Source organism: Sphingobacterium sp. UBA3519, assembly GCF_002377215.1.
In the GTDB taxonomy this organism is placed as follows: domain Bacteria; phylum Bacteroidota; class Bacteroidia; order Sphingobacteriales; family Sphingobacteriaceae; genus Sphingobacterium; species Sphingobacterium multivorum.
Genome location: NZ_DFPI01000025.1, coordinates 412,249 through 426,992, shown reverse-complemented (window position 1 = coordinate 426,992; position 14,744 = coordinate 412,249). Strand labels below are relative to the sequence as shown.

The following is a 14,744-nucleotide window of genomic DNA, read 5'->3' as shown; positions in this document are numbered from 1 at the left end:
GTTTAAATACTTCCGTATTTCCCTGTACAGGCCATTGCATATCCTCCGTACTTCCCCGACCGGCGTTGCCCTAGAGCCTTCACTGTGCCTGCTCAAGCTCATCCCATCACTGCTCCTTTTCGAAAAGGCTTTGGCTCACTGGCTACAGTTCAATACATTGAAAGATTAAGGTTTGCCACTTTGATGAGATTTGATACGCTATAGATGCAATTCGCTTCGTTCCGATAGTCCTCGATGTTTTCGGGATAAATTTGTGAATATAACATTGATTTCAATCCATATTGCCATTAAAATAGCGCACTGTACGGTATGAAATGTGATTATGGTCACTTTTGATGTCAGATCTACTGGTGAAAAGTACCTTTCAGGATCTCAATTTTCGCTAAGTCATTTAGAACCAGCAGCCGAAATTAGTAACTAAGCATTGTAATGCTGTAATACAAAAGTGACGTACATCACTTTTGTACGCATTCCCCATCATTAAATTGTCATAAATTGCTGCTTACTTTTGAACCAGAATCAACAATTTAAGTAATGCAGTTAGAGCAATTTAATTACGACAACAAGATTGTCAGGAATTTCGGAATCGCTACCATTATTTGGGGAATAGTTGGTATGACCATAGGATTGCTTGTGGCGACGCAGCTTGTTTGGCCCCAAATGAACTTCGGATTGCAATTTACTACATTTGGCCGTGTACGTCCTGTGCATACCAATGCGGTGATTTTTGCTTTCGTAGGTAATGGTATTTTTATGGGAGTGTATTACTCCTTACAGCGGGTGCTTAAAGCAAGAATGTTTAGTGATGCTTTGAGCAAACTCCATTTTTGGGGTTGGCAATTAATTATTGTTGCCTCGGCTATTACTTTACCACTCGGTCTTACTTCAAGCCATGAGTATGCCGAAATGGAGTGGCCTATTGATATCGCAATTACCTTCATTTGGGTGGTATTTGGAATCAATATGTTCGGTACTATTATCAAACGACGCGAACGTCATATGTATGTCGCAGTTTGGTTCTATATTGCCACATTTGTTACAGTAGCCGTATTGCATATTGTTAACTCCATCCAATTGCCTGTAGCTGGCTGGAAAAGCTATTATGTCTACAAGGGCGTGCAGGATGCACTGGTACAATGGTGGTATGGTCACAATGCAGTTGCTTTTTTCTTGACAACCCCTTATTTGGGAATGATGTATTATTTCCTTCCTAAGATGGCCAACCGTCCAGTTTACTCTTACAAGTTAAGTATTCTTCACTTTTGGTCTTTAATCTTTATTTATATCTGGGCAGGTCCTCACCATTTGCTCTATACGGCGCTACCGGGTTGGGTACAGTCTTTAGGGGTTGTATTCTCCATTATGTTGATTGCTCCGAGCTGGGGCGGTATGATCAATGGCTTGTTGACCTTACGTGGTGCCTGGGATAAGGTACGGACAGAGCCTATGTTAAAATTCATGGTCGTGGCCCTTACTTGTTATGGTATGGCGACTTTCGAAGGCCCTATGCTATCTTTAAAGCAGGTGAATGCAATTGCTCACTTTACCGACTGGATCGTAGCACACGTACACGTAGGTGCATTGGGATGGAACGGCTTTATGACATTCGGTATTCTTTACTGGTTGATACCACGTATATATAAAACGGAGTTATATTCTAAAAAATTGGCATCAACGCACTTTTGGATAGGTACCTTGGGTATTTTGTTCTATGCGATCCCGATGTATTGGGCAGCTGTAGTACAAGGCTTGATGTGGAAAGAATTTACACCGGAAGGGGTTTTGAAATATCCCAACTTCCTTGCGACAACATTGGAAATTTTGCCAATGCACATGATGCGTGCATTAGGTGGTGCACTTTATCTATCGGGCGTGTTCCTGATGACGTTCAACTTGATCAAAACCATGCAAAAAGGGAAGCTTTTGGCCAATGAGCCTGCAGAAGCTCCTGCATTATTGCCGGTTCAAGTAAACGAACAGTCTCAACACCGTCGCCTTGAACGTAAGCCAATTTTATTTATGGTACTGGCTCTTATTGCCATCCTCATTGGGGGTATGGTGGAAATGGTGCCGACTTTTACAATTTCTAAAAACGTTCCAACGATTGCGAGTGTAAAACCTTATACAGCATTGGAACTTCAGGGAAGGGATCTCTACGTAAGAGAAGGTTGTGTAAACTGTCACACGCAAACTATTCGTCCATTTAGATCCGAAACCGCACGTTACGGAGAGTATAGCAAGGCGGGAGAGTTTGTTTACGATACACCGTTTTTATGGGGTTCGAAGCGGACGGGACCAGATCTGCATCGCATCGGTGGAAAATACCCAAATAAATGGCACTTTGATCACCTGTTGGATCCGACGATTACCTCGCCAGGAAGTATTATGCCAACATATCCTTGGTTGATCGATCAGAAGCTAGATAATTCTATTCTGAAAGATAAAATGAAAGCGTTACGGAAATTGGGAATTCCCTATACCGATGCGGAAATTGAACATGCTGAGCAGGATCTTACCAAACAGGCACAAAAAATTGCTGATGATCTAAAACAAAATCAAGTGAATGTGTTAGCTGACCGTGAGATTGTAGCTGTAATTGCCTACTTACAGCGATTAGGAACAGATATAAAAGCAGCTCCAAAAGTAGCTGATAATGTTAACGCAAATCAATAAAGCCATGTTTAAGCAAATAACAAATCTAAACGGCAGTGAGCTTTATCTAATTGCATCACTTTGGATCTTCTTGGTGTTCTTCATTTCAGTAGCAATCATGTTGTTTCGAATGAAAAAAGACTATGTTACCTATATGAAGGAATTGCCTTTGGAAGAAGATGAAACAGAAAAGGAACTGAATCATTCACCTGATAGTCTATAATATATGAGTTTATTATTGGATACTGCACCAGCTACCGCAGAAGTTGTTCAATCTACGATAGGATTCGGTACAGATAATTTATACACAGATATCTTAATTGTTGTATTGATCGTTGTGATGCTGGCTCTTCTTGCTTCGGCATTGATGGTCAATCGCGCGATGAAATCCATCATTAAGATTACCATGCCTGAATTGGCCAAGGAGGAAAAACTCAAAAAGGCGGCGAATAAGGGCTGGATGAAAAGGTCGTGGAACAAGATCATGGGGATCAGACCGATTTCAGAAGAAAAGGATATTGTTATAGACCATGAGTATGATGGTATCCGCGAATTGGATAATCCGATTCCGATCTGGTTTAATTTCCTTTTTTATGGAACGATTTTTTTCGGCCTTGTTTACTTATTTGTTTATCAGGTGTCAGGCATCGGAATGAACCAGGACCAGGAGTATGAACATGAGATGGTCGTTGCCGAGAAAGAGCGTCAGGCTTATCTTACTGCTTCTGCGAGCAATGTAGACGAAAGTAGCGTGGAGTTTCAGCCGGAAATGGCAGCTGATGGAAAAGCGATCTTTACCGCAAACTGTGTCGCTTGTCACGGTGGTAGTGGCGAGGGAGGCATCGGACCTAACTTGACCGATAAGTTTTGGCTTCATGGTGGCGAGATTAAAGATATCTTCAAAACCATTAAGTATGGTGTTCCTGATAAAGGAATGGTGCCATGGGAACAAACGTTAAGTCCTGCACAAATCGCACAGGTTGCCAGTTATATTATCACCTTAAGGGATACACACCCTGCTAATCCAAAAGCTCCGCAAGGTGAAGAGGTAACCTATGGTGGTGGCCAGGCTGCAAGTGGAGAGAAGGCGGCGGATGAGAGCAAAGCCGATCAGGCTGAAACAGAAAAAAAAGCAGAGTAGTAAATTGAAATAGCAATGAGTACAGTAGTCGTGAATAACGCCAATAACGGTGGATCTAAGTCAAAAAAAAGACAATGGATTTATGCCAAAAAACCGCAGGGAGAGCTTTACAAAAAGAGACAGTGGGTTGGGTATTCACTACTGCTGTTCTTGTTTGTAGTTCCTTTTATCAAAATAAATGGTGAACCGTTTCTCATGTTCAACATTATTGAGCGAAAGTTTTCCATCTTAGGAAATCTGTTCTATCCACAGGATCTCTACATATTCGTATTCGGCATGTTAATCGTGATGGTATGTGTGGTTTTGTTTACTGTTGTCTTTGGACGGGTATGGTGCGGATGGACTTGCCCCCAGACCATTTTTTTGGAATTAATATTTAGACGAATTGAATATTGGATCGAAGGTGATTGGCAACAACAAAAGAAATTGGATGCTGGACCCAATACGGATCAAAAACAATTGAAAAAGTTTTTGAAACATGGTATATTCCTGATCATATCATTTTTCATTTCAAATATCTTTTTGTCTTATATCATCGGTGTTGATGCACTGATGAAGATCGTCACTGATCCATTGGACCAACATATAGGTGGATTGATATCAATAATCATCTTTACATTGGTTTTCTATGGTGTGTTTGCGTACGTCAGGGAGATTGTATGTATTGCAATTTGCCCTTATGGCAGATTGCAGGGCGTACTCCTCGATGACCAAAGTATCACTGTCGCCTATGATCATAGACGTGGAGAGCCAAGAGGAAAACAGCAAAAGGATGCAACGACGACACATGGAGATTGTGTAGACTGCAAACTCTGTGTACATGTATGCCCCACAGGAATTGATATTCGAAATGGTCTGCAATTAGAATGTGTAAGTTGTACGGCCTGTATTGATGCCTGTGATGCTGTCATGGACAAAATTGGAAAGCCTAAAAAGTTAATTGGCTTTTATCCAATGGGTGAGATTGAAGGAACACTGAAGAAAAAAAGCAATACGAGGGCAATAGCCTATTCTATCGTGTTGATTGCATTAATGTCGGTCTTTAGTTTTCTGTTGTTCAATCGTTCTCAGGTGGATGGAAGATTGCTTCGGGCAAAGGGAAGCACCTACCAGCTTCGTGATGATAAGACAATAAGCAACCTGTATTCTTTGGAATTGATTAATAAGTCTGGTAAAGAAATGCCTTTTAAATTGGTCTGTGATGATCCGCGTTTAACGATTCAACTGGTCAATCCTATTCAAAAATTGAGTAAAGATGGGCATGCGACACTGAGCTTTTTTCTAATTATCGCGAATAAGGATGTTGAGACCTATAAAAGTAATGTAAAATTAGCTATCTATTCGGGAGATAAGAAAGTGGAAAGTTTAAAAACCACTTTTATTGCGCCTCCGGGTATGAATTAAAATGAAAAACAATGAATTGGGGTACAAAGATTTTTTTAACCTTGGCGGTATTTATGTTGTGTATAGTCGGAGCTGGAATATATATGGTGAGTCATGATTCGGATAGTCTGGAAGAAGATGACTACTATGAACAGGGGCTGAATTATGATCAAGCTTACGAAAAAAAGCAAAATGTATTGATGATGAAGGAATCACCGACAATAGAAATCAGGCAAGATACCTTGTATATTCATTTTGTTTCCAAAGAAAATAAAGGGAAACTGCTGTTTCGAAAACCTTCGGATAATCGATTGGATAAAGAATTACCATTTCAGACAACCAGTAATTTATATACACTGCCCATTTCCACGTTCGATAAAGGAATGTGGAATTTGTATATTGACTGGAAGAGTGTAGGTAAAGATTTTTTGTTTGAAGAGCATATTTTATTTTAGTTTAACGAAATGAGCTATACCTATTTTGCATTTTTCATGGGATTGTTTGGAAGCATACATTGTGCGGTCATGTGTGGTCCATTAATTTTTGCTATTGAAGGAAGGCAGGGTTTTGGTTGGAACGTTTTTTTTAATAAAATACTGTATCAATCCGGAAGGGTACTGACTTATGGTTGTTTAGGACTTTTACTCGGTACGATCGGAACATTTGCGCAGATTCAAGGTTGGCAGCGAAGTTTGAGCTGGGCCACAGGTATTATTCTGATCGGAATTGCTTTATTCCAGCTTATTGGTAAGCATAATCGGAAAATCGCTAGCTGGCAGACGAAGGCTGTGCAGCCAGTTGTACGCTTATTGTCGAAATGGCTCTATAAACCGGGGGGGAGTTTTATTGCTGGCGTACTGAATGGCTTATTGCCCTGTGGTATGGTCTACATGGCACTCATGTCGTCCATAAATGCAGACAGTCCACAGCAAAGTTTCTTTTTTATGTTGTGTTTTGGCTTAGGAACTATCCCGCTCTTGTTTGCGTTTTCTTTTCTGGGAAATTTCTCCAGATCTTTCAAAATCGGATTTTCGAAATGGGTTCCCTTTCTCTATTTCTTATTGGGAATTTGGTTTATACTACGGGGTGCCAATTTAGACATTCCTTATTTAAGTCCATTCATTCATGTCGATGGTGCAATAAACTGTGTTTAACGACAAACAATATGTCGATGCTAAGTATTATATTTGGTAAAACCCTTAGCACACAATATGGAGGTACTTCATCATATTTTACAGATTGCATTAGAATATTATTGGATTCCCTTACTCATCCTTTATATTGGTGTAATCGGGACGATTTTGATCGAAAACCGTAATCCTTCCAAGACCATTGCCTGGATTATGGTCATTGTTTTCTTACCTGTCGTCGGTTTGCTCAGTTACTATTTCTTTGGTCAGAAGTTTAAGAAGGTCAAAAGGATGAAACGCGTGTATCGCGAGCAGTCCAAAAAGCTACTGGATGCCTGGCGTAAGGAATCCGAAATTATGGAGGAACATATTGATACGTTAAATGAGCGGATCGGTAGTTTGGCCATGGTATACCGCTACCTTAAAAATCAGAAGATCTCTACATTCTCCCTCAACAACGATGTAACCCTGTTTATCAATGGGGAAGAAAAGTTTCCGGTACTTATTGATAGTCTTAAAGCTGCGCAGCATTCCATTCACATGGAATATTATATTTGGGAAATGGATGAAATAGGGCAGGAGATCTTACATATTCTAGAAGAAAAAGCAAAAGCTGGGGTCACCGTACGTCTGATATTGGATAGTTTTGGTGCTCCAGATGTAATTAAATATTTACGGCGGCATAAACCCGATTTTGTGTTTCAAGCTTTTCTTCCAGTAACCTTTAGTTCCTTGGCGAATAGCAACTACCGAAATCACCGCAAGATAGCGGTGATCGATGGGAAAATAGGTTTTGTCGGCGGAATCAATATTTCAGATCGGTATATCAATAACGGAAAAAATGAGATTTACTGGCGGGATACGGCGATGATGGTTGTCGGCGCAGCAGTAAATACGTTGCAAATCCAGTTTTGGAACAGCTGGAACCAGACAGATGGGGAATCGTTTGAATTGGGCCGCGGTTATTTAAACCGATTTCCTCTTACCGATGAAGATGCGAGTGGAGTAGGATTTACAGCCAGTGATCCTGGATCGCCAGCGCCTTTCAATATGGAAGCAATTATTGCCGGTATCAACGAAGCAAAAGAATATGTACAGTTGTGTACACCTTATTTTATTCCCAGCGATCAATTGACGACTGCTTTAATGCTCGCGGTATCTTCCGGTGTCCGTGTGGACTTGATGTTGCCGGCCCAGTCTGATTCGTTTTTTGTACAGCATGCCTCCTTCTCATTTATAAAACCACTACTGGAAAGAGGAGTTAATGTATACCTCTATACAAAGGGATTTCTGCATGCCAAAACCATCTGCATTGATGGGAAGCTGGCCTATATCGGTACGACAAACTTGGATATCAGAAGTTTTTACATCAACTTTGAAATCTCGGGAATTGTATCGGATAAAGAGCTTTGCGACCGTCTTAATGCACAATTTTTGGCTGATATCGAAGTTTCAGACCTGATTACAATTCGAAAGTGGATGCAGCGAAGCCGCTGGAAAAGAGGAGTAGATTCTATCTGTAGGCTTTTGGCTCCATTGCTCTAATTACTTTTAGCGCGTCGGAAATCGTCCCATGAATAGGTATAATAAATGTTAAAAATACCCCAATGCGGTTGGTCTTTGCTCAAAATTGAATATATTTAGCTATTCATTTTTTATTCTAAGACTTTCAATGAAGCACATAAAACTATTGACTTTATCGATAGGACTGTTAGGAATAGGGACCACTTATGCCCAGACTACACCTACATTGCCTATTAATACAATCGTAGAACGAGTTCAGAAATATTTTCAGGTTTACCCAGTTGAAAAGGTACATTTACATTTCGACAAGCCTTATTATGCTGTAGGGGATACTCTCTGGTTTTCAACCTATTTATCCCGCAATTTGGCCGAATATGAGCCGAGTAAAATAGCTTACGTGGAAGTGCTGAACAGTCGCGATTCCCTGATTCAGACACTAAAAATTCCATTGGATAAAGGGGTAGGAAATGGGCAGATTGTACTTGATCCTCAATTTATGTCTCAGGACAATTATCGCTTTAGGGCCTACACAAAATGGATGGCCAACTTTGATAATGCTTACTTTTTTAACAAAGTGGTGCCAATCGGGGATGTAATCAATAAGAAATTGATTACGAACATTGAATTTCAAAATAACATTGGTGGTAATAAAACCCAAGCTGTCATACAGTTCCGCGATCGTACGGGAAAACCGATGATCAATTCAAAAATCAATTGGGAGTTTGTGTCGGGATGGGAAACCTTCGACAAGGGCAAAGCTGAGACCGATGGGCTGGGGAAAGTAACCATAAACCTGTCTGCAAAAGAAAAGGCAAATCTGGAGAAAGGACAACTGAAGATTAGCATTCAGGAAAATAAAAATGAAAAACCTTTGTCCAGTTCCTTCTTGCTCAAAAATGCCTTGTGGGATGCAGATGTGCAATTCTTTCCTGAAGGGGGTGATATTATCGCTGGATTGGCCAAAAAAGTTGCATTTAAAGCCATTGGATCCGATGGTAAGGGGCTAAAGGTAAAAGGTAGTATTTTGGATTCAAAGGGCAAGTCGGTAGCGGAGTTTGCAGACTTTGGAACTGGAATGGGCTATTTTTCTCTTCTGCCGCTCGCAGGAGAAAATTATCAAGCTGTTGTGAAGTTTGAGAATGGACAGGAGCGCAAATACAAATTGCCGGCTGTTGTCAGTGACAAGGCAAATGTTGTTTTTGTAAAACAGGATGCCACGAATGCGGAGTTTGCCGTGGTAACTAGCGAGGAGAATTTTTCAAAGAACCCGGGGCAATCTTATTATGTTTTGGTTCAGTCGAATGGCCATCTCTGTTTTGGCGCACAGGTGAATTTAAAATCTTCGTCTGCATTGGTCAATATTCCGAAAGAGCGTTTGCCAAATGGTATTGTTCAGGTAACCTTATTGAGTCCGGACGGAAAACCTATCAGCGAACGCTTGGCATTTGTTCAAAGTGAAAAGCTTTTAAATATTCAAGTTACCAGCGATAAGCAAAGCTATAAGGCTAAAGACTTGGTCAATCTTAAACTTGCTGTGGACAACAATGGGCAGAAGTTCCCCGGAAGCTATTCAGTCGCTGTAATAGACGAATCCAAAGTTCCTTATAATGATCAGGCAGATCTCTCTATTGTGAGCAACTTTCTGTTGACTTCGGACCTCAAAGGAAATGTAGAAAACCCAAATTCATATTTCGATGAAAAGAATCCCAATCGGGATAAAGCGCTGGATGCACTATTAATGACACAGGGATACCGTCGATTTGACTACCCGACACTTATATCGGAGAAGTTGCCACAGATCAGTTTTCTTCCCGAGCAAGGAATTGAATTATCCGGTATACTTCGGATGAATACTGGACGCCCTTATCCAAATGGAGGGTTACTTTTATCGGTTCCTTCGCGTAATATTAAGAAAGACGTTTATACGGATCAGAATGGACGATTCACCTTTAAGGATCTTGTGTTCCCGGACTCGTCTAAAGTAACGGTTAATGCCCGCTCTAACGACAATTACCGGAGCCTGGTTATTAATATGGATCAGAGCTTTTACCCGGAGATCGATAAGAATAATGGCTATAAAAGTTATTTTGTGCCGAATATAGACCAGGCTTTTGCTCCTTATTTGGCGAATAGCCGAAAAGAGTATCGAAAATCGATCCTTCTGGATGAGGTCGAAGTGACAGGCGTAGTGAAGAAAGCAATCACCAATAAAGATTTTCCATCTATTTCGGGCTTATCCATGCCGGAACACCGTATTGAACCCGAGCGTTTGACCGGTTGTAACGTGTTGACCATGTGTCTTCAAACGGTATTGACTGGCATTACTTATGATCCGCAGACATTGAAATATTATGTTTCCCGCGATTATAATGCGGGGGGACGTACGCCTGTTCAGTTCTTTCTGAACGGTATGGCTATTGATGAGCCTGGATTGAACAGCATCAATGTCGCGGATATTGAAGGAATCGAAATCTTCTTACGTGATGAATTGGGAACAGTCTCCAGAATGTATCAAAATAATGGTGTTGTGTCCATTTATACGAAAAAAGTGGAAGCGAAGAAGCCGCGAATGTCATTGAGTGAAATTGAGAGCATGTTGCCAAAATCAAATGTGATCGATATGTATCCTCTAGGTTATATTAAAGAACGCAAATTCTATGTTCCAAAATACGATACGCCGGAAAGAAAGGCTGTAAACGATTTGAGAACGACCATTTACTGGAATCCGAAAGTCTCAATCACAGAGACGGGGGAAGCTGCCATTCAATTTTATAATGCCGATGGAAATGGAAATTACAAGGTCATCGTCGAGGGAATGGATCAAACAGGTAACATTGGCCGTAAGGTTATAAATTACGGTGTTCAGCCTTAAGCCTTGCCTATAGGAGTTCATGAAAAAAGAACGCTGTGCTCAGTAACCTGGGGACAGCGTTCTTTTTTAACAAAAAAACACCCCCTTGATGGGCAAGGAGGTGCTAACTAACCAATTATAAACCTAAATTATGAAAAGTATTTTGTCGCTATTAAAAGCGTTAATCTTCTTATTTATAAAGTATATTTCAAATCCTATGCCAAATAGCGTTTATGGTCCTTTTGGCAGATTTTAGTTAACTTTTTGGATCATTTACTTATTCAAGCCGAAATAACAAGGTCTACACCGTGGTTCATAAGCTTCTTTTTCACCCAAAAGCACGGTTTCCGTATCCTTGGTCAGGCGGTAGGAATAATTCGCTGGAGCGCCACATTGCATGCAAACCGCATGCACCTTCGTGACGTGTTCGGCTACTGCCATTAAATTGGGAATTGGACCAAATGGTTGCCCTTGAAAATCCATATCGAGACCGGCAACGATCACCCAGATACCACTATTTGCCAATTTGACACATACCTCTGTCAAACCGTCATCAAAAAATTGTGCTTCATCGATTCCGACAACTTGGGTCGATGAACTTAAGAGTAGGATCGCTGAAGAATGATCAACGGGTGTTGATGGGATGCTATTGCTATCGTGAGAAACGACCAACTTTTCATCATATCGCTTATCAACCGCTGGTTTAAAGATTTCGACATTCAAACGTGCATATTGTGCTCGTTTTAGCCTGCGAATCAGTTCTTCAGTCTTGCCCGAGAACATCGATCCACAGACAATTTCAATGCTACCATATTGTGCGGGGCGCAAAGCCAAATTATGTTCGGAAAAAAGCATTTGATTAATTTAATTTTGTCGGAAGGTCCGCAAATAAGGTGATTTTTGTAAAATGACCTCCCATTATATTCTGTTTTTGACACCGCTAATATCAGAATTAAATATTAAATTTGGGTAGCAAAAATTGGGCGTAAATCCAAATATTTCTAAATCAAAGGATTGGGTTTTCCACTTTTTGATCGGTTGCAGGTATAAGTGTTATAAATAATTAATTGGTGATTTCAAATAGAATTATGGGTACTAAAGAGGAAATTTTTAATACGATAGGCGATTTATTACAGGATTTAAATGGACAGTATCTGACCTTGTCGGAACAGGGCAGCTTGTCCGAAATTAACGAATTAGTAACACTAGAAGCGAAGGCACAGGCTGTGGCTGCCTACATAACTTTACTTAAGACCAAGGCCGTTCTTCAGGGAGCTCAATCGCAGCATACGTTAAGTACTGCTGCCTTAGACAGTAAGAAGATTGCTTTCAACGACTATTTTACACCGCCTTCCACCCTTAGATCTTCAGCGCAGCAAGTTGTTGCTGAACCCACTGAAAGCGAGATTCAAGAAGCTCAACCAGTTGAAGATTTCAACCGTGGAAATGAAGAAGCCATTGTAGCAAATGAAGAAACCAGTGTGGAGGAAAACGAAGTCCCATTTGTTTCTGAACGTGAACCTGTAAAATTGGAAGAGCCAGAAACCTCATTTGTTTCTGAAAGTGAACCGATACAATCGGGAGAGCCTAGCCCTGCAATTGCTGAACCTGTCGCTCCGCCAGTTGTTGCAACGCCACCGGTTTTTGAGGCTGCTCCAGTGGAGGAATTAGCTTATCAGGCAGAAAAGGAAGTTACAGCGCAAGTTGAAGAACCTACTGTCTTCGTTACAGAAGTCATCGAAGAACCAAAAGAAGTCGTAATTGAGCAGCCGCAAGAAGTGTTTATTCAGGAAGAAATCAATACGGTCATTGAAGAAGCTCCCGCGAGACCATTGACCTTAAATGAAATTATCTCTCAACAGAAGCAAGCTGGCGTGCAGAACCGTGTTTATCAGGTAAATCAATCTGGACATAGCGATAAACTCACAGATATTAAAGCAGGAATAAGCTTAAATGATAAGCTCTTATTTATTAAGGATTTGTTTAATGGGTATAGTTTAGCGTATAGTGAGGCTGTCGAATTATTGAATAGATTTACAAGCTATGCGGAAGCGGATGCATTTTTGCAGACAAATTATGCGATTAAAAATAAATGGGCAGATAAACCGCATACCGTTGAAAAATTATACAACGTCCTACGCAGAAGATACAACTAAAATTCTAAAGTATAAAAAAACAGCTCCCGTTCTACTGGAGCTGTTTTTTTATACCTATATTTTTGGTTTTTTAGCTTAGTTGAAATTGTAGCCAATCGTTTCCTTCATGACCATACACAAAATACTTTGGCTGAAGAATTTCGGCTAAAGATTCAAGTTCTCTCAAATAATTATATCCGGGAATCTGTGCAAATTGTTTATTGGTCATGATGAAGACCTGATCGAGCTCGATAGCTTTGGATGATGCGATAGCTGCCGAATTCAACAATTGTGGAATTTGGATAAATGTCTGTTCTCCCTGACCGATGACAATGATTTTATCGGCTTCATTTTCTGTTGTAACTGGAATACCACCGGCTATTTTTATGGCTTCCTGCAGATAGGCAGAACGGTTTATTTCAAGCGGCTGTATTTGGTCCAGTACCAATACCTTGGGCCTGTCAGTAGCCGAAATAAACTTAAGCTTATGGATAAGAATACTTGTTTCGTCTTCAATTTTTTCAACCAGTTCAACTGTTTTATCAATGGCATCGAGATCAGTCCCGATACGTTTGATATAGGAGATCATATCGTCAATGTCGACAAGTTGAGGGCGATCTGAAATTAATGTGTCGTAGGTTTCAGCTGGAATAGCTGCCGGATTTAGGTCCAACTGGTCCAAAATATGGGCGACTAGTTTTTCTTGATTGCTTTGCATGTTGCAAAAATACAAAACCTTCCTGACTTCGCAGACACCAAGAGCAATGAAAGCGAACTGAAAGTTCTTTCTGGCCAATAAGATCAGACAACCTTCAGAAAAAAAGGGAAGCATTGGCGAAAGTAAATTAGCAATAGTAGGTATGCGCAGATTTTTGTAAATTGGCCTGAAATAAATGATATAAATATGTTTGACAAATTATTTCAAGCCCAGCAAAAGGCGGAGGAAATCAAGAAAAGATTGGATTCAATTTCTGTGTCTGGTGAAGTGGAAGGTGGTTTAATCCGTGTGGTAGCGACAGCAAACAAAGAGATAAAAGAGGTTACCATCGATCCTGTATTTTTATCAAACGCAGATAAGGAAGAATTGGAGGAGTTGCTTGTGGTTGCTCTGAATAAGGCAATTGCGCAAGCTGAGAATATCAGCCAGGCTGAAATGCAGGCGGCAAGTAAAGATATGTTGGGTGGACTAGGAGGACTAGGCGGATTATTTAATCAATAGCGATATTATCATGAAAGCAACTTATTACGGACAGTCTTGTGTAGAGTTTGATTTTGACGGAACGAAGGTTCTTTTAGATCCATTTGTTACTTATAATCCACTTGCAAAAGAAATCGATGTCAATACAATTAAACCGGATTATATCTTTTTAAGTCATGGACATCAGGACCATGTGGCCGATATGGCGACGATTCAAAAAAACAGCGATGCCACTGTTTTAGCGATTGTTGAAACTGCAGGCTGGGTGAGAAGACAGGGCGTACCTGACGATAAGGTGATCGAATTCAACTTGGGCGGAACAGTTCAACTGCCTTTTGGTTCGGTGAAGATGGTGTATGCTGCACATACCAATAGTACACCTGATGGTCAATACGGCGGGTTTCCTGTGGGATTTGTCTTCCATGTAAAAGGCAAAAAAATTTATTTTGCCGGCGATACCGCACTGACTATGGAAATGAAATTGCTGGCAGACATGAACCTGGATTGGGCATTTTTACCTATAGGTGGGCACTATACAATGGATGTGGATGATGCAATTAAAGCGGCTGAGTTTGTGAATTGTGCTCGGGTAGTTGGTATCCATTACGATTCATTTCCGCCAATAACGATCGATAAACAACAAGCTTTGGATAAATTCCAAAATGAGGATATTTCATTGTCATTGCCGAAAATCGGTGCAACATTTGAACTATAAACACTAAAACAAAGC

13 protein-coding genes are annotated in these 14,744 nt (G+C 40.6%); 11 read left to right on the top strand and 2 right to left on the bottom strand.

The features are described from left to right. Positions 1 to 534 precede the first annotated feature (534 nt). The 8 genes from ccoN to B3297_RS16990 all read left to right on the top strand — a co-directional run bounded on the left by ccoN (position 535) and on the right by B3297_RS16990 (position 10,702). Positions 535 to 2,673: a cytochrome-c oxidase, cbb3-type subunit I gene (gene ccoN / locus B3297_RS17025; RefSeq protein ID WP_070570421.1), complete on the top strand. Its 2,139-nt coding sequence runs from the start codon at positions 535 to 537 to the stop codon at positions 2,671 to 2,673. Positions 2,674 to 2,677: 4 nt separating this feature from the next. Beyond that, entirely contained in the window at positions 2,678 to 2,875 is a 198-nt protein-coding gene (locus B3297_RS17020; RefSeq protein WP_201639492.1) for a hypothetical protein, read from the top strand. A gap of 3 nt (positions 2,876 to 2,878) precedes the next feature. Further along, complete coding sequence (locus B3297_RS17015; RefSeq protein WP_070570423.1) at positions 2,879 to 3,793, top strand: cbb3-type cytochrome c oxidase N-terminal domain-containing protein; 915 nt, start codon at positions 2,879 to 2,881, stop codon at positions 3,791 to 3,793. 15 nt (positions 3,794 to 3,808) lie between these two features. Then, complete coding sequence (gene ccoG, locus B3297_RS17010; protein ID WP_286779169.1) at positions 3,809 to 5,197, top strand: cytochrome c oxidase accessory protein CcoG; 1,389 nt, start codon at positions 3,809 to 3,811, stop codon at positions 5,195 to 5,197. A gap of 11 nt (positions 5,198 to 5,208) precedes the next feature. Next, the gene (locus B3297_RS17005) at positions 5,209 to 5,631 is read left to right on the top strand and encodes a FixH family protein (RefSeq protein ID WP_070570427.1); all 423 of its coding nucleotides are present in this window, start codon (positions 5,209 to 5,211) and stop codon (positions 5,629 to 5,631) included. Between the two features lie 9 nt (positions 5,632 to 5,640). Further along, positions 5,641 to 6,330, top strand: a complete 690-nt coding sequence (locus tag B3297_RS17000) for a sulfite exporter TauE/SafE family protein (RefSeq protein ID WP_115047675.1) — start codon at positions 5,641 to 5,643, stop codon at positions 6,328 to 6,330. 57 nt (positions 6,331 to 6,387) lie between these two features. After that, positions 6,388 to 7,851 (top strand): cardiolipin synthase, encoded by a 1,464-nt coding sequence (cls, locus tag B3297_RS16995; protein WP_070570431.1) that lies wholly within the window; start codon positions 6,388 to 6,390, stop codon positions 7,849 to 7,851. Positions 7,852 to 7,978: 127 nt separating this feature from the next. Next, a complete protein-coding gene (locus B3297_RS16990; protein WP_112374196.1) occupies positions 7,979 to 10,702 on the top strand; it encodes a carboxypeptidase regulatory-like domain-containing protein in 2,724 nt (907 codons plus the stop codon). A gap of 252 nt (positions 10,703 to 10,954) precedes the next feature. On the opposite strand, the gene B3297_RS16985 is transcribed toward B3297_RS16990, so the two are convergent. Beyond that, positions 10,955 to 11,536, bottom strand: a complete 582-nt coding sequence (locus B3297_RS16985) for a thymidine kinase (protein WP_070570435.1) — start codon at positions 11,534 to 11,536, stop codon at positions 10,955 to 10,957. A gap of 215 nt (positions 11,537 to 11,751) precedes the next feature. Between B3297_RS16985 and B3297_RS16980 the strand changes: the two genes are divergently transcribed. Beyond that, positions 11,752 to 12,837, top strand: coding sequence for a hypothetical protein (locus tag B3297_RS16980; protein ID WP_286779168.1), 1,086 nt, complete (start codon positions 11,752 to 11,754; stop codon positions 12,835 to 12,837). 70 nt (positions 12,838 to 12,907) lie between these two features. Here the strand turns inward: B3297_RS16980 and B3297_RS16975 are convergent, their stop codons facing one another. Next, positions 12,908 to 13,534 carry a hypothetical protein gene (locus B3297_RS16975; RefSeq protein WP_139145107.1) on the bottom strand — a complete coding sequence of 209 codons (627 nt, stop codon included), beginning with the start codon at positions 13,532 to 13,534 and terminating at the stop codon, positions 12,908 to 12,910. 186 nt (positions 13,535 to 13,720) lie between these two features. Between B3297_RS16975 and B3297_RS16970 the strand changes: the two genes are divergently transcribed. Together B3297_RS16970 and B3297_RS16965 are read left to right on the top strand one after the other, a co-directional pair. Then, positions 13,721 to 14,035, top strand: coding sequence for a YbaB/EbfC family nucleoid-associated protein (locus B3297_RS16970; protein ID WP_046671896.1), 315 nt, complete (start codon positions 13,721 to 13,723; stop codon positions 14,033 to 14,035). Between the two features lie 10 nt (positions 14,036 to 14,045). Further along, the gene (locus tag B3297_RS16965) at positions 14,046 to 14,729 is read left to right on the top strand and encodes a metal-dependent hydrolase (RefSeq protein ID WP_046671897.1); all 684 of its coding nucleotides are present in this window, start codon (positions 14,046 to 14,048) and stop codon (positions 14,727 to 14,729) included. Positions 14,730 to 14,744 lie beyond the last annotated feature (15 nt).

Bases quoted from the DNA above. Each gene is read 5' to 3' on its own strand.
- ccoN (WP_070570421.1), top strand. From the start codon at position 535: ATGCAGTTAGAGCAATTTAATTACGACAACAAGATTGTCAGGAATTTC.
- B3297_RS17020 (WP_201639492.1), top strand. From the start codon at position 2,678: ATGTTTAAGCAAATAACAAATCTAAACGGCAGTGAGCTTTATCTAATT.
- B3297_RS17015 (WP_070570423.1), top strand. From the start codon at position 2,879: ATGAGTTTATTATTGGATACTGCACCAGCTACCGCAGAAGTTGTTCAA.
- ccoG (WP_286779169.1), top strand. From the start codon at position 3,809: ATGAGTACAGTAGTCGTGAATAACGCCAATAACGGTGGATCTAAGTCA.
- B3297_RS17005 (WP_070570427.1), top strand. From the start codon at position 5,209: ATGAATTGGGGTACAAAGATTTTTTTAACCTTGGCGGTATTTATGTTG.
- B3297_RS17000 (WP_115047675.1), top strand. From the start codon at position 5,641: ATGAGCTATACCTATTTTGCATTTTTCATGGGATTGTTTGGAAGCATA.
- cls (WP_070570431.1), top strand. From the start codon at position 6,388: ATGGAGGTACTTCATCATATTTTACAGATTGCATTAGAATATTATTGG.
- B3297_RS16990 (WP_112374196.1), top strand. From the start codon at position 7,979: ATGAAGCACATAAAACTATTGACTTTATCGATAGGACTGTTAGGAATA.
- B3297_RS16985 (WP_070570435.1), bottom strand. From the start codon at position 11,536: ATGCTTTTTTCCGAACATAATTTGGCTTTGCGCCCCGCACAATATGGT.
- B3297_RS16975 (WP_139145107.1), bottom strand. From the start codon at position 13,534: ATGCAAAGCAATCAAGAAAAACTAGTCGCCCATATTTTGGACCAGTTG.
- B3297_RS16970 (WP_046671896.1), top strand. From the start codon at position 13,721: ATGTTTGACAAATTATTTCAAGCCCAGCAAAAGGCGGAGGAAATCAAG.
- B3297_RS16965 (WP_046671897.1), top strand. From the start codon at position 14,046: ATGAAAGCAACTTATTACGGACAGTCTTGTGTAGAGTTTGATTTTGAC.